Source organism: Peterkaempfera bronchialis (assembly GCF_003258605.2).
Taxonomy (GTDB): domain Bacteria; phylum Actinomycetota; class Actinomycetes; order Streptomycetales; family Streptomycetaceae; genus Peterkaempfera; species Peterkaempfera bronchialis.
The window spans coordinates 6,474,638-6,500,374 of the sequence record NZ_CP031264.1; the positions used below are offsets into that span (position 1 = coordinate 6,474,638).

The window sequence follows — 25,737 nt, forward strand, 5'->3', positions numbered from 1 at the left end:
CGAGGGAGGATGGGCGGCAGTGTGCCCGCTATCCGAAGGCCCCGGCCCGGCCGGGGCGGACCCCGGCCGGGCCGGGAGAGCAGGAGAGACCGTGAGCGAGTCGAAGCCCGCGCAGGTGACCGCCGAGTCCGAGGTCACCGAGATCTGCCGCGACCTGATCCGGATCGACACCAGCAACTACGGGGACCATTCGGGGCCCGGCGAGCGGGCGGCGGCCGAGTATGTGGCGGAGCAGCTCGCCGAGTTCGGGGTGGAGCCGCAGATCTTCGAGTCGGCCAAGGGGCGGGCCAGCACCGTGGTCCGGATCGAGGGTGAGGACCGGTCGCGCCCCGGGCTGCTGATCCACGGCCACACCGATGTGGTCCCGGCCAACGCCGACGACTGGACGCACCACCCCTTCTCCGGCGAGATCGCCGACGGATGCGTCTGGGGCCGTGGCGCCGTCGACATGAAGGACATGGACGCGATGACGCTGGCCGTCGTCCGCGACCGGTTGCGCACCGGGCGCAAGCCGCCGCGCGACCTGGTGCTGGCCTTTGTCGCGGACGAGGAGGCGGGCGGCGTCTACGGCGCCCGGTACCTGGTGGACAAGCACCCCGACCTCTTCGAGGGGGTCACCGAGGGGATCGGCGAGGTCGGCGGCTTCTCCTTCACCGTCAATGAGCAGCTGCGGCTGTACCTGGTGGAGACGGCCGAGAAGGGGATGCACTGGATGCGGCTGACCGTGGAGGGCACGGCCGGCCACGGGTCCATGACCAACCAGGACAACGCCATCACCGAGCTGTGCGAGGCGGTCGCCCGGCTGGGTCGGCACACCTTCCCGGTGCGGATCACCAAGACGGTCCGGGCCTTCCTGGACGAGCTGTCGGACGCGCTGGGCGTCGAACTCGACCCGGAGAACATGGACGAGACGCTGAAGACCCTGGGCGGCATCGCCAAGATGATCGGCACCACGCTGCGCAACACCGCGCAGCCGACCATGCTCGGCGCGGGGTACAAGGTGAACGTCATCCCGGGGCAGGCCACGGCGCATGTGGACGGCCGGTTCCTGCCGGGGTTCGAGGAGGAGTTCCTGAGCGACCTGGACCGGGTGCTGGGGCCGCGCGTCAAGCGGGAGTCGCTCCATTCGGACCGGGCGGTGGAGACCGACTTCGACGGGGCCCTGGTGGAGGCGATGCAGTCGGCGCTGCGGGCGGAGGACCCGATCGCCCGTGCCGTGCCGTACTGCCTCTCCGGTGGCACCGACGCCAAGTCCTTCCAGGACCTGGGCATCCGCTGCTTCGGCTTCGCGCCGCTGCGGCTCCCGCCGGAGCTGGACTTCGCCGGGATGTTCCACGGCGTCGACGAGCGGGTGCCGGTCGAGGGCCTGCAATTCGGTGCGCGGGTGCTGGACCGCTTCATCGACGCCTGCTGACCACCTCTCGAAGGCCCGTTCTCCAGCGCTTCCGAGCGCCAGGGGAACGGGCCTTCCCCTTCTTCGATCACCGGTACGGATGTTCACCGTTGAGGGTGAATAGCCGTACTGCGGCGTACCCCGTTTGCCGCAGTGTCGTTCACCCATATGCAGCCCGCCGAACGGGTTGTACTGACGACTAGGAGGAAACCGATGAAGGTCAAGAAGATTGCCGCTGTTGTCGCTGCCACCGGTGGCCTGGTGCTGGCCGGTGCGGGTGCCGCGAGCGCCGCCGGCCATGGCGCGCTCGCCGAGGGTGCGGCCGTGGGTTCCCCGGGTGTGCTGTCCGGCAACGTGATCCAGGTTCCGGTGCACGTGCCCGTCAACCTCTGTGGCAACTCCATCAATGTGATCGGGCTGCTCAACCCGACGTTCGGCAACAACTGCCAGAACTTCTGACACGATCCGGTGCGCCCCCCGGAAGGCGGACCGCCTTCCGGGGGGCGCATTGCCTTTCGGCCTGCGACCGTTTGGCGCAAGGGTCACCCGCGTGGGTGAAAACACTGCGAATGGCCCAACCCGATTGCCTGTCCCTCGTTGACCAGTGCGCGGGTGAAGATTTCGTACGCAACATCAAGCAAACGGATTGAATGAGGTCAGGGGAACCAATGCGACAGGCAGCCAAGAGGGGTCTCCTCACGGCCATGGCCACCGGTAGCGTGCTGGCATCGACGGCCGGCTACGCCTTTGCGACGGCCGACGCGCACGGTGCCGCCACCGGCTCGCCGGGCGTCGGATCCGGGAACGCAGTGCAGATCCCGGTGGACGTCCCGGTCAACATCTGCGGCAACACCATCAACGTGGTCGGGCTGCTCAACCCCGCCATCGGCAACACCTGCGTCAATGCCTCGCCGAGCCACGACGGCCGCGACGGCAACGGTGGCAACGGTGGCGGTGCGAACCGGGGTGGCGGCGCGGACGCCGATGCCGCAGCCACGGGGTCGCCCGGCGTCCTCAGCGGCAATGTGGTGCAGGTCCCGATCCACGTCCCGGTCAATGCGTGCGGCAACTCGGCCTCCGTGGTCGGGCTGGGCAACGCGGCGATCGGCAACACCTGCGTGAACGCGGAGACGCCCACGCACCATGTGCCGACCCCGCCGGTGCACCACCCCAGCATCCCGCCCACGCACCACGTGCCCACGCCGCCGAGCCACCACTGGACGCCGAAGCCCCCGGCGGAGATCCCGGAGCACCACACCTCCCCCAACGGCGGTACCTCGACGGTCGGCCACCACGCCCAGGAGGCGCTCGCCTCCACCGGTGCCGGTGATGTCGCGCTCGCCGGTACCGTCGCGGCCGGGATGATCCTCGGCGGCGCGGTGCTCTACCGGCGCGGCCGGGTGGGCAGCCGCTGAGGCATCGCAGCCCTTCCGGAGCCGGGGAGCCCGGGACGCCGGTGATATGAACAGCTGAGCGGGAGCCCGTAGAGGGCTCCCGCTCGGTCGTCGGGGTGGGGATGCCGGAGAGGTCACCAGGCGCGGACCTGGCGGATGATCCTCCGCTTCAGCACCACGCTGCGGCTTCCGTCGGGGAACAGCCGCAGCCGGTCGAGCTCCCAGTGGCCGTACTCGGCGTGCTCCGTGAGCAGCCGCCGAGCCGCGTTGCGGGACGTACCTCGGGGGAGCCGCAGCGACTGGTACTCGTACTCCGGCTGCCGGACCGTCTTCGATGGGATCAAGCTTTCCTCCCGCTGGACACTCTGCGGCAAGCGTACTGGCGCTCACCGACAGTCGCCGGACTCCAGGGTCTCACGGTGCACTCGGTGGCAACAGGTGGCCGCACACCGGGGGAAGTTGTGCCGAAATCACGCCTCGGGGCGATAACGGCGGTGCAGTTCACCTCCCGGTACGGATAGCGTCTGAACCATGTCTGATGCAGCGCAGCCCACCGTCGCCGAGGTACGCGCCGCCGCCGAGGCGGTCAAGGCAGCGATCGACCGCCACTTGGAGGCCGTCGAGAGCCGCTCGGGGGAGAACGACCCGGCGGTGTTCGCCGCCTACGAAGCGCTGGCTGCAGCGGCCGACGCCTATGACGAGATCCTTTACGACGCCTATGACGAGGTGACGCCCTTCGAGGTGCCCGGTGACGAGAGCGCCGCCGCCTATCTGGGACCCGACGAGCCGGAGGCGGTCAGCGTGCTGATCCGCCGTGACTATGTGATCGCCGATCCGGACCGGCTGCGCGCCCAGGCCACCCGGCTGGACAGCGGCCTCGCGGCGCCCGGCGCCCCGGGCACGGCGCGGCCGGCGGTGGGCAGCCTCAACGCCGCGATCGGGGTGCTCTTCGGGGAGTACGAACCCGACGAGATCGCGTCGCGCTGTGAGGAGTTCGGCCTGGAGGAGGGCGACTCGACGCTCTGGGTCTCCGCGGCGGAGCCCGGTGAGCCGGGGGAGTGGCTGCCGGAGCCGTTCGACGATGCCGACCCGCAGCTGCTGATCTGCCGCTTCGACGTCAGCGAGGTCTTCGACGACGAGCTGGAGGCGCTGGACCCGGAGCGCTGACCCCCGGGCATCCGGCCGGGGCGGCCCCCTCCTGCGGGGAGGGGCCGCCCCGGCCGTTCGCTGCGGTGGTGGGTCAGTCCGGCCGGTCGGCCTGCTCGGCGAGGATGCCGCGCAGCCGGGTGGTACGCGGTCGCGCCGGGACGGACGCCACCGCCTGCGCGAGCGCCTGACCGGCGGCGTGCACCACCGAGAGGTGCCGTTCGGCCCGCCCGAAGGCCGTGTAGACCAGCTGCCGGGTGAGCGCCCCGGCGGCGTCGTCCGGCAGCACCGCGACCACGCCCGGCCAGCGTCGGCCCACGGCCTGGTGCACGGTGAGGGCCCAGCCGTGGCGCACCTGCTGCACCCGGTCGCGCTCCACGGTGACCGGGCGCCCGCCCAGGTCGAGGTGGAGGCCGGCCGCGTCGGCCGAGACCACGGTGCCCGGGAGGCTGGTGCCCGGCACGGGGGAGTGGACCACCCGGTCCCCCGGGTCGAAGCCGCCGAACCGGCCGGGGCCAGGGTTGAGCCGCGCCTTGAGGGCGGCGTTGAGCGCCCGGGTACCGGCGCTGCCGCCGTGGCCGGGGGTCACCACGACCACCTGCTCGGCGGGGATGCCCAGCGCCCGGGGGATGGAGTCCAGCACCAGCTGCACCGCCCGGTGGGCGGCCTCGCCGCCGTCCTTGGCGGGGACGATGACGACCTCCTTGCCGGGCGCCTCCACCTGCTGGAGCTCTCCGATGCCGATGCCGGACACCAGCTCGCCGAGCGGCCCGAAGTCGGGCGTACGGGAGGCCACGGCGGGGCAGGCGCGGGCCGCCAGCAGGTCGGCGAAGACCCGCCCGGGGCCGGCCGACCAGAGCTGGCCGGGGTCGCCGCTCAGCACCAGCCGCGTCCCGTCGGCGAGTGACTCCGCCAGGGTCGCGGCGGTCTCCACATCCAGCAGCGGTGCGTCGCAGACCACCAGGACGTCCAGGGCCAGTGAGCCGTCGTCCGCCCGTCCGGGGCCCTCGGCCCCGGAGAGCAGGCCGCGCAGGGTCACCGCGAAGCGGTCACCGGGGTCCGCCGGGGGAGCGGAGTCATCGGCCCGGTCGCCGCCGGGTGCGGTCGCCGCGAGGGCGGCGAGGGCATCGGCCCCCTCGGCGGTCCAGGCGGCGGCCCAGGCGCGCAGGCCCAGCGCGCGGGCCGCTGCGACCAGCGCGGCGGGTTCGGCGCGCGCCGCTTCGCCGCCGGTGTGCAGGACCAGCCCCGAGGCCGCCGCCGCGCGGATCAGGGCCGTGGCGGACGAGGAGGGCGCCGCCGCAGCGGCCGCCTCCCAGGCGGCGGGACCGGGGCTGCCCCCGGCCTCGCCGTTGTCCTCGCCGTTGTCCTCGCCGTCGTCCTCGCCGTCGTCCTCGTCCCCGCTGTCCTCGTCTTCGCGCGGCGCATCCTCGCCCGGCTCAAAGGTGGACATCAGCCGCACCAGGCCGTCCGCCAGGCTCTCCTCCGCGAGGGCGAGCCGGTCCAGCGAGAGCAGCAGCCGGACCGGGGGCTCCTCGTCCTCGTCGTCCCCGGCCGGGCGTCCGCCGCCGACGGGCGGCTCCTCGTCCTGGAAGGCCATCACCCGGCCGTCGGTGACCACCCCGCCGAGCGCCTCCTCCGGGTCCGGCACGCCGTGCTTCTCCAGCCCGGCCCGGACCTCGGACACCTCCAGCGCCGTATGCCCGAGCAGCGCCGCCCGCTCCAGCAGCCAGAGCACCAGCGCCTGTGCGCGGCGCTCGTCACCCGGCCCGGCGGCCGGGCCCAGCAGGCCCCGGGCGAAGCCGTCGGCCTGCTCGGGCCGCACTCCGGGCAGCGACAGCACCGCCCAGGGGTCCTCCCGCAGCGCCTCGGCGGCGCCGTCGCCCAGTGCGTCCAGGGCGGGGGCCGCCAGCTCCGCCGGGGCACCGCCCGCCGCCAGTACCTCCGCCGCCGCCCGCAGGGCCGCCTCCCGCTGCGCATCGGCCTGGGGCGCACCGGCCGCACCTGCACCGGCCGCACCTGCACCGGCCACACCCGCCCCGGCCGGCTCCTCGCCCGCCGCAGCGGGACCGCTGCGCCCCATGGCGCGGATCGCCTCGGCGAGCGCGGCGGTGTCCGGCCGCTCCACGACCGCCGCCGGTGCGGGTGCCGCCCCCTCGCCCTCGGGACCGGTCGGCCCCGGGCGCTCCTGCGGAGCGGAGGTGTCCTCGTCGCTCACAGCTCACGCTCCCGTTCGTGCTACTGGTTTCTCGGTCTACGGAGGAGCGGAGGAGCCATGGCCGCCTGCGGCTACAGCTCGCTCCAGTCCTGGTCGGGATAGCGGTGCACCGGCGCCGAGATGTCGTCCAGCGCACTGCGGATCTCCTCGGGAAGCGTAAGGGCCTCCACCGACAGCGCCGCCCGGAGCTGGGTCGCGGTCCGGGCGCCGACGAGTGCGGCGGCCACCCCGGGCCGGTCCCGCGCCCAGGCCAGCGCGACCTTGAGCGGGCTGCTGGCCAATCCGTCGGCGGCGGTGGCGACGGCGTCCACGATCCGCCGGCCCCGGTCGTCCAGGTAGGGCTGGACAAAGCCGGAGAGGTACGGGGAGGCGGCCCGGGAGTCCTGCGGCACCCCGTGCCGGTACTTGCCGGTGAGCACGCCCCGGCCGAGCGGCGACGAGGCCAGCAGCCCCACCCCGAGGTCCAGGGCGGCGGGCAGTACCTCGCGCTCTATGTTGCGCTGGAGCAGCGAGTACTCCATCTGCGTCGCCGCCAGCGGGGTGCGGCCCGGTACCGCCCGCTGCCAGGTGGCCGCCTTGGCCAGCTGCCAGCCGCAGAAGTTGGAGACCCCCACATAGCGGGTGCGGCCGGAGGAGACGGCCAGGTCCAGGGCGTGCAGGGTCTCCTCGGTCGGGGTCGAGGGGTCGTACGCGTGCACCTGCCACAGGTCGACATAGTCGGTGCCCAGCCGCTGGAGCGAGGCGTCGAGTGCCGCCAGCAGATGGCCACGGGAGGCGTCGAAGCGCCGGTCGGGGTCCGGCACGCTGCCCGCCTTGGTGGCGATCACCAGCTCCGAACGGGGCACCAGGTCCTCGATGAGCCGGGAGAGCAGATACTCGGCGCCGCCGTCGGCGTACACGTCGGCGGTGTCGACCAGGGTGCCGCCGGCGTCCAGAAACTCCTTGAGCTGTTCGGCTGCCTCGTGCTCGTCGGTGTCGCGGCCCCATGTCATGGTGCCGAGGCCGAGCCGGGAGACACGCAGCCCGGTACGGCCGAGGTGTCGCTGTTCCATGTCCGCCGAGCCTAGTGGCCGACCCGCCGGGCGCCGCGCAGACCCGCAGGTCGGCGCCTGCTGCGGCGGACGGCAGGCCGGGCGGCGGACCGGGCGATGGACCGGGCGGTGGGCCGGTCCGCCGGTGACACAGCCCACAGCTACCCGCCAGTAGCAGAGCCTGCGCGGCCCGGCTACGCTCGCAGGCGGTGGGGCCGCCCGGCCCGCCGGTGCGTCCGCATCCCGGCACGCACCCGCCGCACCACGGAGGCTGCATCCATATGCGACTCGGCATCAACCTCGGCTACTGGGGCCTCGGCAACGACGCGGACAACATCGCCGTCGCCCAGGAGGCCGACCGGCTCGGCTACTCGGTGTGCTGGGCCGCGGAGGCGTACGGCTCCGACGCGGCCACCGTGCTCGCCTATGTCGCCGCGAAGACCGAGCGGATCGACGTCGGCTCGGCGATCTTCCAGATCCCGGCCCGCACCCCCACCATGACCGCGATGACCGCGGCCACCCTGGACACCCTCTCCGGCGGCCGCTTCCGGCTCGGCCTCGGCGTCTCCGGCCCGCAGGTCTCCGAGGGCTGGTACGGCGTGAAGTTCGACAAGCCGCTGGCCCGCACCCGCGAGTATGTGGAGATCATCCGCAAGGCGATGCTGCGCGAGCGGGTGGTCCACCAGGGCGCCCACTGGACGCTGCCGCTGCCCGGCGGCCCCGGCAAGCCGCTCAAGCTGACCGTGCACCCGGTCCGTGAGCACATCCCGCTCTACATCGCCGCCATCGGGCCGAAGAACCTGGAGCAGACCGGCGAGATCGCCGACGGCTGGCTGGGCATCTTCTTCGCCCCCGAGCACGCCGAGGTCTCGCTGGAGCCGCTGCGGGCCGGTCGCGCCAAGGCCGGTCTGACCCTGGAGGGGTTCGACCTGGCGCCCTCGCTGCCGATCGCCGTCACGGACGACGTGGAGGCCGCCGCCGACGCCTTCCGCCCCTACACGGCGCTCTACGTCGGCGGCATGGGCAGCAAGGAGCAGAACTTCTACAACCGGCTCGCCCGGCGGATGGGCTACGAGCAGGCCGCCGACCGGATCCAGGAGCGCTACCTGGCCAAGGACTACGCCGGCGCCGCTGCGGCCGTCCCCTACGAGCTGATCGACTCCACCTCGCTGATCGGCCCCAAGGAGCGCATCGCCGACCGGATGCGGGCCTATGCGGACGCCGGGGTCACCACCCTCAACCTCACCCCGGGCGGCCTCACCCTGGACGAGCGGGTGGCCACCCTGCGCACCGCCGTGGCCGCCCTGGAGCTGGCCGGTCTCGCCTGACCCCGGCCGCCGCCGGCGGCGCCCGCGCGGGCGCTACCGGCGGCCCTCCGGGACCAGCCGCCCGAGCAGCCGGCCGAAGTCGATCAGCCGGGCGATCTGGCCCGGCCCGCCGTCGTCCAGCGACTTGGAGAAGCGGAACGCCTCCGGCCGGAAGCGGGCGGTCGCCGAGCCGTCGTCGTCCGCCGGGACGGCGGAGAGCTCCTGCACCGTGCCGGTGGCCACCACCAGGTAGACGCCCCGGTTCATCCGGCCGCCGTGCTCGTCCCGGCCGACCAGGGTGCGCATCCCCACATGGCCGATCGCCCCGAGCGGCAGCACCTGCACCGAGGAGTCCAGCACCGTGCCGCCCGGCGCCTCACGGTCCGTCACCTCCTCGCTGTGCCAGAGGATCAGCCGCCGCCCGTCGCAGACGGCGGCCTCCTGCCACACCGAGGCGCCGCTGTCGGTGAGGTCCACCACCCGCTCCAGGGTGAAGCCGCGCACCTTGCGCCGCCCCAGCACCCCGGCCACCGCGTCCAGTGCCACATCCGCGTGCAGGAAGTAGCTGCGGGCGGCGTCCTGGAACCGCGCGTACGGCGCCCAGTCGCCGCCCGTCTGGCCGGGTGGCGGCCCGCCTTCAGCCTTCGCTCGTGTCCCGCGCCAGGCTCCGCCGCTTCCGAACATGCGCACCGCCTCATCGCCGTCGCCCGCCGGGACCACCGTCCTGGTCGGCAGCTACCTACCCAGCCGCCAGGCGATCTTCACATCTGCTCCGCAGCATCCCCGCCGCAGCGGCTCACAGCCAGCCGCTGCGTTTGAAGACGCGGTAGAGCAGCACGCAGACGCCGCCCATCAGCAGCAGCGCGGCCGGATAGCCCCAGATCTGCTTGGTCTCCGGCATGTGCTCGAAGTTCATCCCATAGACGCCGGCGATCATCGTGGGGACGGCGGCCAGCGCCGCCCACGCCGAGATCTTCCGCATGTCGTTGTTCTGCTGGACGCTCACCTGGGCCAGGTTGGCGCTGAGGATGTCCGTCAGCAGCCGGTCCAGCGCCTCGACCTGCTCATTGGCCCGGGTGAGGTGGTCGCCCACGTCCCGGAAGAACGGGCGGGTCTCCGCCGAGACAAACGGCACGCCCCCTCCGGTGAGCCGGGCCACCGGGTCCTGGAGCGGCCCGGCCGCCCGGCGGAACTCCACGATCTGCCGCTTGAAGCCGTAGATCCGCTCCGCCAGGGACCCGCTGCGCCCGGCCCAGAGGGAGGTCTGCGGCGAGAAGACGGCCGACTCCAGCTCCTCCAGGTCCACCTGGAGCTCCCCGGAGATGTCGATATAGGTGTCCACGACCTCGTCGAAGACCGCGTACAGCACCGCGCTGGACCCGTGCCGCAGCACCTCGGGCTGGTGCTCCAGCCGCCGCCGCACCTTGGCCAGCGGGCTGCCGGAGCCATGCCGCACGGTCACCACGAAGCAGTCACCGAGGAAGAGCATCAGCTCCCCGGTGTGCACGGTGTCGTGCTCGTCGTTGTAGTGCACCGTCTTGAGCACCACGAAGAGCGAGTCCTCGTACGCTTCGAGTTTGGGCCGCTGGTGCGCCCTGACGGCGTCCTCCACCGCCAGCGGATGCAGTCCGAACTCGGCCGTCACCAGCGCGAACTCCTCAGCGGTCGGCTCGTGCAGCCCGACCCAGACAAAGGAGTTCTCCTCCTTCCGCGCCTCGTCCAGCGCATCGGAGAAGTCCTTGGGGCCCTCGGCCCGGCTGCCATTGCGATAGATGGCGCAGTCCACGATCACGTGACGATTCTCGCCCCTCGCGGCACCGTCAAACGGCGCGGGGGTGACCGGGGCCGCCCAGGCGGGAACAGTCGGACACCGCCTAGGCTGAACCGCATGCCCACGCTGCTGCTCGTCCGCCATGGCCGGTCCACCGCCAACTCCTCCGGCGTCCTGGCCGGCTGGAGCCCCGGAGTCGATCTCGACCAGGAGGGCCGCGAGCAGGCCGCCGCGCTGGCCGCCCGGCTCGCCGCCGTACCGCTGGCCCGGGTGGTGTGCAGCCCGCTGGACCGGTGCCGGCAGACCGTCCAGCCGCTGCTGGCCACCCGGCCCGAGCTGGGCCCCGCCGACCTGGACGAGCGGATCGGCGAGTGCCGGTACGGCGACTGGACCGGCCGCCCGCTGAGCGAGCTGGCCAAGGAACCGCTGTGGCGCACCGTCCAGGACCACCCCTCGGCCGCCGTCTTCCCCGGCCCGGAGGGCGAGTCGGTGGCCGAGATGAGCCACCGCGCGGTGGAGGCCGTACGCGAGTGGGACACCCGGGTCGCCGAGGAGCACGGGCCCGATGCGGTCTGGCTGGCCTGCGCGCACGGCGACATCATCAAGGCGGTGGTGGCCGACGCCCTGGGCCTGCACCTCGACCTCTTCCAGCGGATTTCGGCCGAGCCCGCCTCGGTCACCGCGATCCGCTACACCCCGCTGCGGCCCTTCCTGCTGCGGCTCGGGGACACCGGCGACCTCTCCTCGCTGGCACCCCCGCCGGCCCCGCCCGGCGACGGCGCCCGGCAGCAGTCGGACGCGGTGGTCGGCGGCTCCACCGGCGCCTGAACGGACCGCCCGCCCGGCGATTCGATCAAGCCGCACCTCCGCTGCGCCCGGCCCCCCGCACCTGGGTAGGGTGAGAGGCGGACCACGACGACAGCAGAGGCGAAGCATCGGAGCAGCACGTGCCCCGTCAGGTGTTCTTCTACGACCAACCAGAGCGGTTCGTGGCCGGTACGGTCGGCGAGCCCGGTGATCGCACCTTCTTCCTCCAGGCCAGCGGGGGAGGCCGCACCACCAGCGTGCTCCTGGAGAAGACCCAGGTGGCGGCGCTGGCCGAGCGGGTGGACGAACTGCTGGACGAGGTGCTGCGACGCAGCGGCGGCAGCGCCCCGGTGCCGGCCGTGGCCCCCTCCGACCTGATCGACGTGGCGCCGCTGGACCTGCCGTTGGAGGAGGAGTTCCGGGTCGGCACCATGGCGCTCGCCTGGGACGGCAGCGAGGAGTGCGTGGTGGTCGAGGCCCAGGCGCTGGTGGAGGTGGACCCCGAGGACGACGAGGCACCGCCGGACGACGAGCTGATCGACGACGAGGAGCACGGCCCGCCGCTGCTGCGGGTGCGGATCACCGGGGCGATGGCCCGGGTCTTCGCCAAGCGCGCCCTCGACCTGGTGGCCGCAGGGCGCCCGCCCTGCCCGTTCTGCAGCCTCCCGCTGGACCCCGAGGGCCACATCTGCCCGCGCGCGAACGGATACCGCCGCTGAACACCTCCGACCCGCTGCCCACCGCGACCGGCGACGACCCGCCGCCGGCCGGGGCGCCGGCGGCCGCGCCGCCGGAGGCCGACCCGGTCGCCTCCGCCGCCCTGGCCGCCGACCCGGAGCGCGCCCTGGCGCTGCTGCGCGGCGGCGCCCTCACGGTGCACGGGCAGCTCGGCGACGCCTCCAACGCCGCGCTGTACTGCACCGCCGCCCTGGACGGGCTGGAGGCGGTCTGCGTCTACAAGCCGGTGGACGGCGAACGCCCGCTGTGGGACTTCCCCGACGGCACCCTGGCCGGGCGCGAGGTGGCCGCGTACGAGGTCGCCGCGGCCGCCGGCTGGCCGCTGGTGCCGCCGACGGTGCTGCGCGAGGGCCCGTACGGCGAGGGCATGGTGCAGCTGTGGGTGGAGCCCGACCCGCAGGCGCGGCTGCTGGCCCTCCAGGACGCCGAGGAGGCCGAGCCCGGCTGGCTGCCGATCGGCCGCGCCGAGGTCGGCGGCGGCCGTACCGCGCTGCTGGTGCACGCCGACGATGCACGGCTGCGGCGGCTGGCGGTGCTGGACGCGGTGATCAACAACGCCGACCGCAAGGGCGGCCATCTGCTGCCGGCCGTCGACGGACGGCTGTACGGCATCGACCACGGGGTCACCTTCGCGGTGCCCGACAAGCTGCGCACCCTGCTCTGGGGGTGGGCGGGGGAGCCGCTGCCGGAGGAGGCGCCGGAGGTGCTGCGCAAGCTCGGCGCGGACCTGTCCGGTGCGCTGGGCGAGCGGCTGCGGCCGCTGCTGACCGCCGCCGAGATCGCCGCGACCCGGCAGCGGGTGGCGGGGCTGCTGGCGGCGGGGCGCCACCCGGAGCCCGGCGGGGACTGGCCTGCGGTGCCCTGGCCGCCGATCTGAGCCGCCGCTCCGAGCCCCCGGTCCGAGCCGCGATCCGGATCCACGGTTTGCGGAGGTCTTTCTGAAACCTCCCAGCCGTGGGAATGATCGCCCGGGTTAGAGTTTTGAGCATGTATGCCTGGCCCGCCACAGACGTCCCCGCGCTCCCCGGCCGGGGGAATCCCCTGCGCCTCCACGACACCGCCGCAGGCCGCACCCGGGAGATCATCCCTGCGGGCCCCACGGCCCGCCTCTACGTGTGCGGCATCACCCCCTACGACGCCACCCACATGGGCCACGCGGCCACCTACACCGCCTTCGACCTGGTCCAGCGGGTGTGGCGGGACACGGGGCACGATGTGCTCTACGTCCAGAACGTCACCGATGTGGACGACCCGCTGCTGGTCCGCGCCGAGGAGACCGGGGTCGACTGGACCGAGCTGGCCGAGCGCGAGACGGCGCTCTTCCGCGAGGACATGACCGCGCTGCGGATGCTGCCGCCCGCCCACTACGTCGGCGCGGTGGAGTCCATCCCGTGGATCGTTCCGCTGGTACGGCAGTTGCTGGAGACCGGCGCCGCCTATGAACTCGACGGCGACATCTACTTCTCGGTGGAGTCCGACCCGCGCTTCGGCGAGGTCTCCCGCCTCTCCGAGACGGAGATGGTGCCGCTCTTCGGGGAGCGCGGCGGGGATCCGGACCGCCCGGGCAAGAAGCACCGGCTGGACCCCATGCTCTGGATGGCGGCCCGCCCCGGTGAGCCCTCCTGGGAGACCGAGCTCGGCCAGGGCCGTCCCGGCTGGCACATCGAGTGCGTCGCCATCGCGCTGGAGTACCTGGGCATGTCCTTCGACGTCCAGGGCGGCGGCAGCGACCTCGCCTTCCCGCACCATGAGATGGGCGCCGCGCACGCCCAGGTCGCCACCGGGGAGCACCCCTACGCCAGGGCGTATGTGCACGCCGGCATGGTGGCGCTGGACGGCGAGAAGATGTCCAAGTCCCGGGGCAACCTGGTCTTCGTCTCCCGGCTGCGCCGCGACGGGGTCGACCCGGCCGCCATCCGGCTGGCCCTGCTCGCCCACCACTACCGCTCCGACTGGGAGTGGACCGACGCCGTGCTGGCCGAGGCGGTCCAGCGGCTCGGCCGCTGGCGGGCGGCGGTCTCCCGCCCGGACGGGCCGTCCGCCCATGCGCTGCTGGCGGAGGTCCGCGAGGCGCTGGCCGACGACCTGGACGCGCCGGGTGCGCTGGCCGCAGTGGACCGCTGGGCCGAGCGGCAGCAGGCCGAGGGCGGAGACGACGCCGGCGCCCCGGGGCTGGTCTCGCGGGCCGTCGACGCGCTGCTCGGCGTGGCCCTCTGAACCACTGGTGGCCGGTCGGTGGTGATCACGTGAACGCCATCGCGGCTACTGGTCTAGACCTTGACAGGACCATGCTTGGTCTAGTCCACTGGTGGTGATCGATGACCGGCGGCTGCCCGACGCCGGTCATCGATCCCCAAGCCCCAGCCCGTACACGAAGCGGCGGTGGCAGGAGCCTCCAGGCCCCGGCCACCGCCGCTTCACGTCGCTACCGCTTGTCGTATCCACCGCCCCCGGCGAGGGGAGCGGCTACCGTCCCTCGCCCCGGTCGCCCCGGTCGGCGGGGCCGGGCCGCCGAGGACCGGAGGCGCCTCCGCCGTCCTCCTCCGAGGACCCGTCGGCGTTCTCCGCCCCCTCCGCGTTCTCGCCGCCCTCCACGCCCTGCTGCCCGGCGTCCCCGCCGGTCGCTCGCTCGGGGCGCTCCGGACGCTCGGAGCCGGGCCGCTCGCCCGGGGGCCGGTCCAGCGACGGCCGCTCGGACGCCTTGGGCTCCTCCCGCCGGAAGGAGGCCGCCCGCCCCGGGTCATGGCCCTCGCCGGGCTCCGCCGGCCCCACATTGTCCCGCCGCCGCAGATACCGCTCGAACTCGCGGGCGATGGCGTCGCCGGACGCCTCCGGCAGCTCCGCCGTGTCCCGCGCCTCCTCCAGCTGCTGCACATACTCGGCGACCTCGCTGTCCTCGGCGGCCAGCTGGTCCACCCCGATCTGCCAGGCGCGGGAGTCGTCCGGCAGCTCACCCAGCGGAATCCGCAGGTCCAGCAGGTCCTCGACCTTGTTCAGCAGCGCCAGGGTGGCCTTGGGGTTGGGCGGCTGCGCCACATAGTGCGGCACCGCCGCCCAGAAGGTCACCGCCGGTACCCCGGCATGCGCACATGCCTCCTGGAGCACGCCCACGATGCCCGTGGGGCCCTCGTAGCGGCTCTCCTCCAGGTCCAGCGACCGGGCCAGGTCGGGGTCGGAGGTCACGCCGCTCACCGGCACCGGGCGGGTGTGCGGGGTGTCCCCCAGCAGCGCCCCGAGGATCACCACCATCTCCACGCCCAGCTCATGGGCGAAGCCCAGCAGTTCATTGCAGAACGACCGCCAGCGCATGCTCGGCTCGATGCCGCGCACCAGCACCAGGTCCCTGGTCTTGGGCTCGGTGACCCGGACCACCGACAGCCGGGTGGTCGGCCAGGTGATGCGGCGCACCGCACCGTCCATCCACACCGTGGGCCGGTTGACCTGGAAGTCGTAGTAGTCCTCGGCGTCCAGGGCGGCGAACACCTTCCCGCCCCACGCCTGGTCCAGATGCCCCACCGCCGCGGAAGCGGCGTCCCCGGCATCGTTCCAGCCCTCGAACGCGGCCACCATGACCGGGTCGATGAGCTCGGGCACGTCCTCGAGCTCGATCACCCAGCGCCTCCCTCCGGCCGTTCCCGCCGACCGCCGGACCCGGTCCTCCGAGAGGCCCGGTCGCGGTCGGCCCGGATCGGCTGCCGACTGTGGACATCCATGGAACAGCGCGTTCCACGGACCGTACTTGCCCAGCCTACGGGCAAAGATGCAGGCGCTTCCCGCACCTTGCCGCACCCGGGCAGCACGGGCGGCGCGGGCGGCGCAGGCACCGAGGGGCGCCTGCTGCCGCGTCGACGTCCACGTACAGGGCCAGCCCGAACCGTTCCCGGCCCAGCCACCCCTCGCGCACCGCAGCCGCCACTGCCGCCAGCGCCGGCGCCGCCACCCGGTCGACCCACCGCGCGACCTGCCGGAGGCAGCTCAGCGGCCACCACGGGGGATGGCCCGCCGCCACCGCGCCCAGCGCCGAGTGCACCGCCAGTGCACCGCCGCCACCGCTGCCAGCCCCGGCCGGGGGCCGTCGCGACCGCTGGTACACCCGTTCGCAGCAGCCCCGCCGACTCGGCTCGCCTCCCGTCCCGCCCCCGGCGGTGCGCCCGGTAGGCCGCTGGAAACCGCCCAGGATACGGAACACCCTCGGTCGCTCGGCCCCCGGCCGGATACGCTGGCCGGGTGCGGCCCCGAGCCGACGGGGCCCGCATAGCCGACAGCCGTCGCACTCAGGGAGCATCACCATGGCCATTGCCGTCCCGTCCGCATCCCACCAGAGCAGGGCGACCGCCCTGCGTGAGGCCCTCGCCACCCGTGTCGTGGTGGCCGACGGGGCGATGGGCACGATGCTCCAGGCGCACGATCCGTCGCTGGACGACTTCGAGGGCCACGAGGGCTGCAACGAGATCCTCAGCGTCTCCCGCCCCGACATCGTCCGCTCGGTCCACGAGGCGTACTTCGAGGTCGGCGTCGACTGTGTGGAGACCAACACCTTCGGTGCCAACCTCGCCGCCCTCGGCGAGTACGGGATCGCGGACCGGATCTTCGAGCTCTCGGAGGCGGGCGCGGCGGTGGCCCGCGAGGTCGCCGACCGTTTTGCCACCCCCGACCGGCCGCGGTGGGTGCTGGGCTCGATCGGCCCCGGCACCAAGCTGCCGACCCTGGGCCATGCCACCTTCGCCACGCTGCGGGACGGCTTCCGGCAGAACGCCGCCGGTCTGCTCGCCGGTGGCGCCGACGGCCTGCTGGTGGAGACCAGCCAGGACCTGCTCCAGACCAAGGCGGCGGTGCTGGGCGCCAAGCTGGCGCTGGCCGAGGCGGGCCTGGACGTGCCGGTCTTTGTGCAGGTCACCGTGGAGACCACCGGCACCATGCTGCTGGGCTCCGAGATCGGCGCGGCGCTGACCGCGCTGGAGCCGCTGGGCATCGACTACATCGGCCTGAACTGCGCCACCGGCCCCGCCGAGATGAGCGAGCACCTGCGCTACCTGGCCAAGAACGCCCGGATCGGCCTCTCCTGCATGCCCAACGCCGGACTGCCGGTGCTCGGCCGGGACGGCGCCCACTACCCGCTCACCCCCGGGGAGCTGGCGGACGCCCATGACGTCTTCACCCGCCAGTACGGGCTCTCGCTGGTCGGCGGCTGCTGCGGTACCACCCCGGAGCACCTGCGGCAGGTGGTGGACCGGGTGCGCGGCCGGGAGGTGGCCGCCCGGGAGCCGCACCCCGAGCCGGCCGCCGCCTCGCTGTACCAGGCGGTGCCGTTCCGGCAGGACACCTCCTATCTGGCGATCGGCGAGCGCACCAACGCCAATGGGTCGAAGAAGTTCCGCGAGGCCATGCTCGCCGGCGACTGGCAGGCGTGTGTGGAGATCGCCCGGGAGCAGATCCGCGACGGCTCCCACCTGCTGGACCTCTGCGTGGACTACGTCGGCCGGGACGGCGTGGCCGACATGCGGGAGGTCGCCGGGCGGCTGGCCACCGCCTCCACGCTGCCGATCGTGCTGGACTCCACCGAGACCGACGTGCTGCGGGCCGGACTGGAGATGCTGGGCGGCCGGGCGGTGCTCAACTCGGTCAACTACGAGGACGGCGACGGCCCGGACTCCCGCTTCGCCAAGGTCGCCGGGCTCGCCCGCGAGCACGGCGCGGCCGTGGTGGCGCTGACCATCGACGAGCAGGGGCAGGCCCGTACCGCCGAGACCAAGGTCGCGGTGGCCGAGCGGCTGATCGCCGAGCTGACCGCCGGGTACGGGCTGGCCGAGTCCGACATCATCGTGGACTGTCTGACCTTCACCATCGCCACCGGCCAGGAGGAGTCCCGCCGCGACGCGGTGGAGACCATCGGCGCGATCCGGGAGCTCAAGCGCCGCCACCCGGCGGTGCAGACCACCCTGGGCCTGTCCAATGTCTCCTTCGGCCTCAACCCGGCCGCCCGGATGGTGCTCAACTCGGTCTTCCTGCACGAGTGCGTGGAGGCGGGGCTGGATTCGGCCATCGTGCATGCCTCCAAGATCCTGCCGATGGCCAGGATCCCCGAGGACCAGCGCGAGGTGGCACTGGACCTGGTGTACGACCGGCGGCGGGAGGGCTATGACCCGTTGCAGCGGTTCCTGGAGCTCTTCGAGGGCGTGGACGCCAAGTCGGTCAAGGCCGGGAAGGCCGAGGAGCTGGCCGCGCTGCCGCTGGAGGAGCGGCTGCGGGCCCGGATCGTGGACGGCGAGCGCAACGGCCTGGAGGCCGACCTGGACGAGGCGCTGGCCTCCCGCCCGGCGCTGGAGATCATCAACAACACGCTGCTGGAGGGCATGAAGACGGTCGGTGAGCTGTTCGGCTCCGGCCAGATGCAGCTGCCGTTCGTCCTCCAGTCGGCGGAGGTGATGAAGACCGCCGTGGCCCACCTGGAGCCGTACATGGAGAAGGCCGACAGCCAGGGCAAGGGCACCATCGTGCTGGCCACGGTCAAGGGCGACGTCCATGACATCGGCAAGAACCTGGTCGACATCATCCTCTCCAACAACGGCTACAACGTGGTCAACCTGGGCATCAAGCAGCCCGTCTCGGCCATCCTGGAGGCCGCCGCCGAGCATGACGCCGATGTCATCGGCATGTCCGGCCTGCTGGTGAAGTCCACGGTGGTGATGAAGGAGAACCTCCAGGAGCTCAACCAGCGCGGCCTGGCCGCCCGCTGGCCGGTCATCCTCGGCGGTGCCGCGCTGACCCGCGCCTATGTCGAGCAGGACCTGCACGAGATCTACGACGGCGAGGTCCGCTACGCCCGGGACGCCTTCGAGGGCCTGCGGCTGATGGACGCGCTGATCGCGGTCAAGCGCGGGGTGCCCGGTGCCGCGCTGCCGGAGCTGCGGCAGCGCCGGGTCGCGGTGCGGCCGCAGGTCCAGGAGCCGGAGGAGGAGCTGGGCTCGGTGCGGTCGGATGTGGCCGTGGACAACCCGGTGCCGGTCCCGCCGTTCTGGGGCGACCGGATCATCAAGGGCATCCCGCTGGCCGACTACGCCTCCTGGCTGGACGAGGACGCCCTGTTCAAGGGCCAGTGGGGCCTGAAGGCGTCGCGCAGCGGCGACGGCCCGTCCTATGAGGAGCTGGTGGAGACCGAGGGCCGGCCCCGGCTGCGGATGTGGCTGGACCGGCTGCAGACCGACGGCCTGCTGGAGGCGGCGGTGGTCCACGGCTACTACCCGGCCGTCTCCAAGGGCGACGACCTGGTGGTCCTGGGCGAGGATGGCGCCGAGCGCACCCGCTTCACCTTCCCCCGCCAGCGCCGTGGCCGCCGGCTCTGCCTGGCCGACTTCTTCCGCCCCGAGGAGTCGGGCGAGCGGGACGTGGTCGGCTTCCAGGTGGTCACCATGGGCAACCGCATCTCGCAGGCGGCCAACGAGCTCTTCGCGGCCGACGCCTACCGCGACTACCTGGAGCTGCACGGCCTCTCCGTGCAGCTGGCCGAGGCGCTGGCGGAGTACTGGCACGCCCGGGTCCGCGCCCAGCTGGGCTTCGCCGGGGAGGACCCGGACGACGTCCGCGACATGTTCGCGCTGAAGTACCGGGGCGCCCGCTTCTCGCTCGGCTACGGCGCCTGCCCCGACCTGGAGGACCGCGCCAAGATCGCGGACCTGCTGCGGCCGGAGCGGATCGGCGTCGAGCTCTCCGAGGAGTTCCAGCTCCACCCCGAGCAGTCCACCGACGCCATCGTCATCCACCACCCCGAGGCCAAGTACTTCAACGCACGCTGACACCCGTGCGCGGTGACGCCCGTGCGCGCTGACACCCGTGCGCAGTGACGCCCTTGGGCAGTGATGTCCACGGCGCGTAACCCTTCTGCCACGCCCCGGCCACCCTCGGCGGCCGGGGCGTGCGTATGCTGGATGGCCCTTTGCTCCTCCTGTCACCACACCATGCCCATCGGAAGGGGCGCCATCCTGTGACCACCACCTCCGCCGCAGCCACCTCCGCCGCCGAGTCCGGCAGCTCCGGGCTCCAGGCCGTCCTGCTCGACATGGACGGCACCCTGGTGGACACCGAGGAATTCTGGTGGCAGGCGGAGAGCTCGCTCCTCGCCGAGCTGGGCCACCAGCTGGACGAGGCCGACCGGGCGCGGGTGGTCGGCGGCCCGATGACCCGGGTGGTGGACTACCTGATCGACATCACCGGGGTGGCGCTCACCGCAGCGGAGCTCTCCCTGATGATCGGCCAGCGGTTCACCGAGCTGCTGGCCGGCGGGGTGCCGATGATGCCCGGGGCCGAGCGGCTGCTCACCGAGCTCTCCGCACACGGCGTGCCCACCGCGCTGGTCTCGGCGTCCCACCGGCACGACATCGACATGGTGATGCGCACTCTGGGCAACGAGCACTTCGCCTTCTCGGTGGCCGGTGACGAGGTCACCCGGACCAAGCCGCACCCCGACCCCTACCTGGTCGCCGCAGCCCGGCTGGGGGCCGAGCCGGCCCGCTGCGTGGTCATCGAGGACTCGCCCACCGGCGTGCGGTCGGCCGAAGCCGCAGGTTGCACGGTGATCGCGGTGCCGACGGTGGCCCGGATCGAGGCTGCTCCGGGGCGCACCGTGCTGCGCTCGCTGGAGGAGGTCGACCTGGCGCTGCTGCGCCGGCTGGTTCCCGCGCGAGTGTGACGCTCGTTACTCACGCAGAGTCAGCACAGTCCAAAAGACGGACAATCGTCCTCAAGTCGGATCAGCTCCGGAGCCCTTTAAACCTTCTCCCTACGCCCTGGTGGAGCGAAGGATTCTACGCGCGTGGGATCGTTGTGGCACGCTACACCCGATCGAACTCCCGCGCGGTCCTCGGAAGGCCCCCTCCGCCCATCCTCCGACGGACCGTCACACCGTACATCGCCCGCTCCGGCGCACCCCGTCGGAACGGGTGCGGAGGCGCCGGAGACGTACAGGGCGGTGCCGCGGACCCGAAGAGGTCCTGCGGTGCCGCTCCGTGCTTCCCCGCTGCCTCCGAGCCCGCTTCCACACCCCGGGGGCGGGCCGCGGCAACAAGCGGCGCCCTCACCGCCGGTCTGGAGAAGAAGAGAAGAGATGTCTGCAGTCAAAAGACTGGCGGTGCTCGGCTGCGCCGGCCTGGTCGCTTCAACGGTTGCCGGATGCGGCTCGTCCGGAGGCAGCGGCTCCGGCGCGTCCGATGCCGCGGTCACCATGGGTACCACCACGGTGACCGGTACGTACGACCCCGCCGGTGCGTACGACGTGGGCTCCTGGATGCTGCTCTACAACACGCACCAGATGCTGCTGAACTTCCCTCCGGGGGCCACCTCCCCGCAGCCTGACGCGGCAAAGTCCTGCGCCTTCACGGGCGCGGACGCCAAGACCTACCAGTGCACGCTGAAGAGCGGCCTGAAGTTCTCCAACGGCGACTCGCTGACCGCCGAGGACGTGGTGTTCTCCTTCACCCGGATGAAGAAGATCCACGACCCCAACGGCCCCGCCGACGCGCTCTTCGAGACGCTGGAGTCGGTCACGGCCCAGGGCGACGACGGGGTGGTCTTCCACCTCACCGAGCCCGACGCGATCTTCCCCTCGAAGCTCGCCAGTGCCGCCGGTGCCATCGTCGACCACAAGGTCTACCCGGCCGACGCGCTGCTGCCCAACTCCAAGATGGTCGGCTCCGGCCCGTACAAGGTCGAGGGCATCGACGAGATGAAGACCTCGGACGGTACCGCTCCCGGCACCGTGCGGCTGGCCGCCAACTCCAGCTACCAGGGCAGCGCCAAGCTCAACAACAGCAAGTTCACGCTGCGTTACTTCAGCGAGCCGGCCGAGCTGAAGGCGGCGCTGGAGAGCGGCAAGGTCGACTTCACCGACAACAGCCTGGACCCCAAGGACTCGACCAAGTACAAGCAGGAGGCCCTTTCGGGCACCGGCAAGTTCAAGGTTGTCACCGGTGACAGCGCCGAGACCCGCTACATGGTGTTCAACGCCAAGGACCCGGTGGTCGGCCAGAAGGCGGTCCGCCAGGCCGTCGCCCAGCTGCTGGACCGCAAGGCGCTCGCCCGGGACGGCTACAACCGCACGGTGCAGGCGCTCTACTCGGTCGTCCCGCAGGGCATCCTGGGCAGCAACACGGCCTTCTTCAACCACTACGGCGACCCGAGTGCGAAGAAGGCCCGCGACATCCTGGAGAAGGCCGGCATCGAGACGCCGGTCAGCTTCTCGCTCACCTGGGCCCGCTCCCGGGTGGACGCGGCGGAAGAGAACCAGATCAAGCAGCAGCTGGAGTCCAGCGGCCTCTTCCGGGTCACCGTGAAGAAGGAAGCCTCCTGGGACACCTTCCGGAAGAACTGGGCCAAGGGCGTCTACCAGGCGTACGCGGTCGGCTGGTCGCCGGACTACCCGGACGCGGACAACTACATCGTCCCGCTGGCGGTCAAGGGCGGCGCCTACCTCAACAACTGGGACAACCCGGAGATCAGCGGTCAGCTGGTGCCGCAGAGCCGCAAGGTCACCGACCGGGCCGAGGCCATGGGCAAGTTCGGCACCATGCAGGACATCATCGCCAATGACGCCCCGCTGATCCCGCTCTGGCAGAGCAAGAGCTTCTACGTCTCCAGGGACGACATCAGCGGCGTGGAGTCGACCGTGGACACCACGGCCATCGTCCGCTTCTGGGAGATCGGCCGCATCGCCGGCTGAGCCCCCGCCGCCCACCTGGGCCCGCAGCGCACGAGGCCGGTCGGAGCATCCGCTCCGACCGGCCTCGGCGTCTGTCTCCACCGGCCGCTCCAGGGCGCTACAGGGCGCCCGGCCGGACCAGCCCGCTCTCGTATGCGTACACCGCCGCCTGCACCCGGTCCCGCAGGCCCAGCTTGGTCAGCACATGGCCGACATGGGTCTTCACCGTGGTCTCGCTGACGAACAGCTCGGCGGCGATCTCCGCGTTGGACAGGCCCCGCGCCACCAGCTTGAGCACCTCCACCTCACGCTCGGTGAGCGAATTCAGCGTGGTCGGCGGCGTCTCGTCGCCCGACGGCAGCCGGGTGGCGTACATGTCCAGCAGCCGGCGGGTCACGCTGGGCGCCAGCATCGCAGCGCCGTCCGCCACCACCCGGATCGCCTGCACCAGCTCCTCGGCGGGCACGTCCTTCAGCAGAAAGCCGCTCGCCCCGGCGCGCAGCGCCTCCACCACATACTCGTCCAGGTCGAAGGTGGTGAGCACCAGCACCTTGGCCGGGCCGTCGCGACCCGGCCCGGAGATCCGCCGGGTGGCCTCCACACCGTCCATCCGGGGCATCCGGATGTCCATCAGCACCACATCGGGCTGAAGCGCACGCACCTGGTCCAGGGCCTGCTGGCCGTCGCCGGCCTCACCGACCACGGCCAGGTCGGGCTCGGCCTCCAGAATCATCCGGAAACCGGTACGCAGCAGCGGCTGGTCGTCGACCAGCAGCACTCGGATCGTCACCACGACTCCTCGGTCGTCCTCGGTGCGGGCAGCACGGCGAGGGGGTAGGGCGGGGGAGTCCCGCCGAAGCTCGGGCAGAGTGCCCGGTGGTCGCACCAGTCGCAGAGCCGGCTGGGGCGCGGCCGCCACTCCCCGGTGGCCACCGCGCGCTGGATCGCCTCCCAGAGGGCCAGCAGCTTGCGCTCCACGGCCTGCAGATCGCCCGGGTCGGGGTCGTACGCCACCACGTCGCCGCTGCCCAGGTAGACCAGCTGAAGCCGCCTGGGCACCACGCCGCGCAGCCGCCACAGCATCAGCGCATAGAACTTCATCTGGAACATGGCCTTGCCCTCGAAGTCCCGCGAGGGCGCCTTGCCGGTCTTGTAGTCGACCAGCCGGATCTCCCCGGTGGGCGCCACATCGACCCGGTCGATGTAGCCGCGCAGCAGCAGGCCCGACTCCAGGGCGGTCTCCACATACAGCTCGCGCTCGGCGGGCTCCAGCCGGGTGGGGTCCTCCAGCCGGAAGTACCCCTCCAGCAGCCGCTCGGCGTCGGCCAGCCAGCCCGCCAGCAGCGCGCCGTCCGCATCGTCAGGGAAGAGCCCGGCCAGCTCCGGGCGCTCGCCCAGCAGCCGCTCCCACTGCGGGCGCAGCAGCTCCCGGGCGCGCTGCGGGGTGCGCTCGGCCGCCGGGCTGTCGAAGAGGCGCTCCAGCACCGCGTGCACCACGGTGCCCCGGGTCGCAGCGGGGCTCGGCGGCTCGGGCAGCCGGTCGATCACCCGGAACCGGTACAGCAGCGGGCAGGTCATGAAGTCGCCCGCCCGGGACGGGGAGAGCCCGCTGGGCGGGGCGGCGGGGCGCTCCCGGAGATCGGCCGGAGCGGCCTCCTCGGCGGGAGGGGGGACGGCCGCTCCCGAGGGGTCGGCTCCGCTGTCGGTCTGGTACATGCCCCGACCCTATGCCCCGCCGCCGACATCCCACCGGCATCCTGCCGACAGCGACCGGCCGGCGGCTGAGCGGCCATCGCGAGGGGTATCAGAGCAGCAGGGGCCGCCGGACAGCAGGACGCCCGCGATCGTCCGCCATCCACCCATCACGTAGCGTGGGCGCATACGCGCATCCCGGGCACGCCCGGCACGGCCGCACCGCATGCGATCTGAAGGGGCCACGGTGAGCGAGACCAGGGGGCAGTCGACATCGGACGGGCCCCGCCCCGACGAGCCCCCGCGCGACCCGGAGCGGCCCCGCCCCGATCCGCCGCGCGGCGGCATCCTGATGGGGCGCCCGTTCGGAGTCCCGGTCTATGTGACGCCCACCTGGTTCGTCATCGCCGCGCTGATCACCTGGATCTTCGGCAGTCAGCTGGAGTCGGTCCTGCCCGAGCTGGGCGGCGAACGCTATCTGGTCTCGTTCTTCTTCGCCGTCGCCTTCTACGGCTCGGTCTTCATCCACGAGCTCGCCCACACCCTGGTCGCGCTCCGCTACGGCCTGCCGGTGCGCCGCATCCAGCTCCAGTTCTTCGGCGGCGTCTCCGAGATCGAGAAGGAGGCGGAGACACCCGGCCGGGAGTTCTGGCTGGCCTTCGCCGGGCCGCTGCTCTCGCTGCTGCTGGGCGGCGCCTTCTACCTGGCCATGCACCTGGTCACGCCGGGCACGGTGCCCGGGGTGCTGCTGGCCGGCCTGATGGTGAGCAATGTCATCGTGGCCGTCTTCAACCTGCTGCCCGGACTCCCGCTGGACGGCGGCCGGATGCTGCGCGCCGCCGTGTGGCGCGTCACCGGGCGCCCCATGGCGGGCACCGTCGCCGCCGCCTGGGTCGGGCGCTGCCTGGCGGTCGCCGTGCTGGTCGGGCTGCCGCTGCTGACCGCGCTGCGCACCGGGCCCGAGGCGTCCACCACGGGCACCCTCACCGACGCGGTCCTCGCCGCCGTGCTCGCCGCCATCATCTGGAACGGCGCCGGCCAGTCCCTGCGCACCGCCCGGCTCAAGGAGGCACTGCCGAGGCTGCGGGTGCGCGCCCTGACCCGCCGGGCGGTGGCGGTCACCGCCGACACCCCGCTCGCCGAGGCGCTGCGGCAGGCCCGCGAGGTGGGCGCGCGCGGCATCGTGGTGGTCGACGGGCGCGGTACGCCCAGCGCGGTGGTCCGGGAGTCCGCGGTGCTCGCCGTGCCCGAGCACCGCCGCCCATGGACCGCCACCGGCGCCCTCTCCCGCGACCTGACGCCGGGCATGCGGCTCCCCGCCGACAGCGGCGGGGAGGAGCTGCTGGAGGCGCTGCGCCGCTCTCCGGCCAGCGAGTACCTGGTGGTCGAGGCGGACGGACGGATGTACGGGGTGCTGTCGCTCGCCGACGTGGAGCAGGTCTTCGCCGCCGCCATGGCCGGTCGCTGACCGCCTCCCCGCGCCCTGCTCCGGCGGTCGTACGGGTGGCCGGTCGCATGGTCGGGGGGACGTCCCGGCTGGCACTAGAATGGGC

At 72.8% G+C, this 25,737-nt stretch carries 21 protein-coding genes; 13 read left to right on the forward strand and 8 right to left on the reverse strand.

Going from position 1 to position 25,737, the window contains the following annotated elements; genetic code table 11:
- Window positions 1–91 precede the first annotated feature (91 nt).
- The 3 genes from C7M71_RS27615 (at window position 92) to C7M71_RS33030 (ending at window position 2,808) form a co-directional block, all read left to right on the forward strand.
- Window positions 92–1,414 carry a M20/M25/M40 family metallo-hydrolase gene (locus C7M71_RS27615; RefSeq protein ID WP_111492742.1) on the forward strand — a complete coding sequence of 441 codons (1,323 nt, stop codon included), beginning with the start codon at window positions 92–94 and terminating at the stop codon, window positions 1,412–1,414.
- Between the two features lie 192 nt (window positions 1,415–1,606).
- On the forward strand, window positions 1,607–1,852 hold the full coding sequence (locus C7M71_RS27620) for a chaplin (protein ID WP_111492743.1): 246 nt from the start codon (window positions 1,607–1,609) through the stop codon (window positions 1,850–1,852).
- Between the two features lie 245 nt (window positions 1,853–2,097).
- Window positions 2,098–2,808 (forward strand): chaplin, encoded by a 711-nt coding sequence (locus C7M71_RS33030; protein ID WP_322975205.1) that lies wholly within the window; start codon window positions 2,098–2,100, stop codon window positions 2,806–2,808.
- Window positions 2,809–2,921: 113 nt separating this feature from the next.
- Here C7M71_RS33030 and C7M71_RS27630 read toward each other — a convergent pair whose 3' ends face one another.
- Window positions 2,922–3,128, reverse strand: coding sequence for a DUF5703 family protein (locus C7M71_RS27630; protein WP_111492747.1), 207 nt, complete (start codon window positions 3,126–3,128; stop codon window positions 2,922–2,924).
- Window positions 3,129–3,318: 190 nt separating this feature from the next.
- On the opposite strand from C7M71_RS27630, the gene C7M71_RS27635 reads away from it, so the two are divergent.
- Window positions 3,319–3,954: a hypothetical protein gene (locus C7M71_RS27635; RefSeq protein ID WP_111492745.1), complete on the forward strand. Its 636-nt coding sequence runs from the start codon at window positions 3,319–3,321 to the stop codon at window positions 3,952–3,954.
- A 73-nt stretch (window positions 3,955–4,027) separates the two neighbouring features.
- Here C7M71_RS27635 and C7M71_RS27640 read toward each other — a convergent pair whose 3' ends face one another.
- Window positions 4,028–6,013, reverse strand: coding sequence for an ATP-binding domain-containing protein (locus tag C7M71_RS27640; RefSeq protein ID WP_114914730.1), 1,986 nt, complete (start codon window positions 6,011–6,013; stop codon window positions 4,028–4,030).
- Between the two features lie 206 nt (window positions 6,014–6,219).
- Window positions 6,220–7,200: an aldo/keto reductase gene (locus tag C7M71_RS27645; protein ID WP_111494443.1), complete on the reverse strand. Its 981-nt coding sequence runs from the start codon at window positions 7,198–7,200 to the stop codon at window positions 6,220–6,222.
- 260 nt (window positions 7,201–7,460) lie between these two features.
- Between C7M71_RS27645 and C7M71_RS27650 the strand changes: the two genes are divergently transcribed.
- Entirely contained in the window at window positions 7,461–8,507 is a 1,047-nt protein-coding gene (locus tag C7M71_RS27650; protein WP_111494445.1) for an LLM class F420-dependent oxidoreductase, read from the forward strand.
- A 33-nt stretch (window positions 8,508–8,540) separates the two neighbouring features.
- On the opposite strand, the gene C7M71_RS27655 is transcribed toward C7M71_RS27650, so the two are convergent.
- Both C7M71_RS27655 and corA read right to left on the reverse strand, forming a co-directional pair.
- Window positions 8,541–9,170 (reverse strand): hypothetical protein, encoded by a 630-nt coding sequence (locus C7M71_RS27655; protein WP_229758957.1) that lies wholly within the window; start codon window positions 9,168–9,170, stop codon window positions 8,541–8,543.
- 112 nt (window positions 9,171–9,282) lie between these two features.
- The gene (gene corA, locus C7M71_RS27660) at window positions 9,283–10,278 is read right to left on the reverse strand and encodes a magnesium/cobalt transporter CorA (RefSeq protein ID WP_111494447.1); all 996 of its coding nucleotides are present in this window, start codon (window positions 10,276–10,278) and stop codon (window positions 9,283–9,285) included.
- A 96-nt stretch (window positions 10,279–10,374) separates the two neighbouring features.
- On the opposite strand from corA, the gene C7M71_RS27665 reads away from it, so the two are divergent.
- The 4 genes from C7M71_RS27665 (at window position 10,375) to mshC (ending at window position 14,019) form a co-directional block, all read left to right on the forward strand.
- Entirely contained in the window at window positions 10,375–11,085 is a 711-nt protein-coding gene (locus C7M71_RS27665; protein WP_111494449.1) for a histidine phosphatase family protein, read from the forward strand.
- A 119-nt stretch (window positions 11,086–11,204) separates the two neighbouring features.
- A complete protein-coding gene (locus C7M71_RS27670) occupies window positions 11,205–11,783 on the forward strand; it encodes a DUF3090 domain-containing protein (RefSeq protein WP_111494451.1) in 579 nt (192 codons plus the stop codon).
- A gap of 101 nt (window positions 11,784–11,884) precedes the next feature.
- Entirely contained in the window at window positions 11,885–12,679 is a 795-nt protein-coding gene (locus C7M71_RS27675) for an SCO1664 family protein (RefSeq protein ID WP_111489680.1), read from the forward strand.
- 110 nt (window positions 12,680–12,789) lie between these two features.
- Window positions 12,790–14,019, forward strand: a complete 1,230-nt coding sequence (gene mshC / locus C7M71_RS27680) for a cysteine--1-D-myo-inosityl 2-amino-2-deoxy-alpha-D-glucopyranoside ligase (RefSeq protein WP_111489648.1) — start codon at window positions 12,790–12,792, stop codon at window positions 14,017–14,019.
- Between the two features lie 249 nt (window positions 14,020–14,268).
- On the opposite strand, the gene C7M71_RS27685 is transcribed toward mshC, so the two are convergent.
- Window positions 14,269–15,414, reverse strand: a complete 1,146-nt coding sequence (locus C7M71_RS27685; protein ID WP_111489649.1) for a PAC2 family protein — start codon at window positions 15,412–15,414, stop codon at window positions 14,269–14,271.
- A 677-nt stretch (window positions 15,415–16,091) separates the two neighbouring features.
- On the opposite strand from C7M71_RS27685, the gene metH reads away from it, so the two are divergent.
- The 3 genes from metH to C7M71_RS27700 all read left to right on the forward strand — a co-directional run bounded on the left by metH (window position 16,092) and on the right by C7M71_RS27700 (window position 22,513).
- Entirely contained in the window at window positions 16,092–19,595 is a 3,504-nt protein-coding gene (gene metH, locus C7M71_RS27690) for a methionine synthase (RefSeq protein WP_111489650.1), read from the forward strand.
- A 188-nt stretch (window positions 19,596–19,783) separates the two neighbouring features.
- Window positions 19,784–20,488: an HAD family hydrolase gene (locus C7M71_RS27695; RefSeq protein ID WP_229758958.1), complete on the forward strand. Its 705-nt coding sequence runs from the start codon at window positions 19,784–19,786 to the stop codon at window positions 20,486–20,488.
- Between the two features lie 414 nt (window positions 20,489–20,902).
- Entirely contained in the window at window positions 20,903–22,513 is a 1,611-nt protein-coding gene (locus C7M71_RS27700) for an ABC transporter substrate-binding protein (protein WP_111489652.1), read from the forward strand.
- A 97-nt stretch (window positions 22,514–22,610) separates the two neighbouring features.
- Here C7M71_RS27700 and C7M71_RS27705 read toward each other — a convergent pair whose 3' ends face one another.
- Window positions 22,611–23,282 carry a response regulator gene (locus C7M71_RS27705; protein WP_111489653.1) on the reverse strand — a complete coding sequence of 224 codons (672 nt, stop codon included), beginning with the start codon at window positions 23,280–23,282 and terminating at the stop codon, window positions 22,611–22,613.
- Window positions 23,279–24,208 carry a RecB family exonuclease gene (locus tag C7M71_RS27710; RefSeq protein WP_111489654.1) on the reverse strand — a complete coding sequence of 310 codons (930 nt, stop codon included), beginning with the start codon at window positions 24,206–24,208 and terminating at the stop codon, window positions 23,279–23,281. The genes C7M71_RS27705 and C7M71_RS27710 overlap by 4 nt, the downstream gene beginning before the upstream one ends.
- 202 nt (window positions 24,209–24,410) lie before the next feature.
- Here C7M71_RS27710 and C7M71_RS27715 point away from each other — a divergent pair, with 202 nt between their 5' ends.
- Complete coding sequence (locus tag C7M71_RS27715) at window positions 24,411–25,652, forward strand: site-2 protease family protein (RefSeq protein WP_229758959.1); 1,242 nt, start codon at window positions 24,411–24,413, stop codon at window positions 25,650–25,652.
- Window positions 25,653–25,737 lie beyond the last annotated feature (85 nt).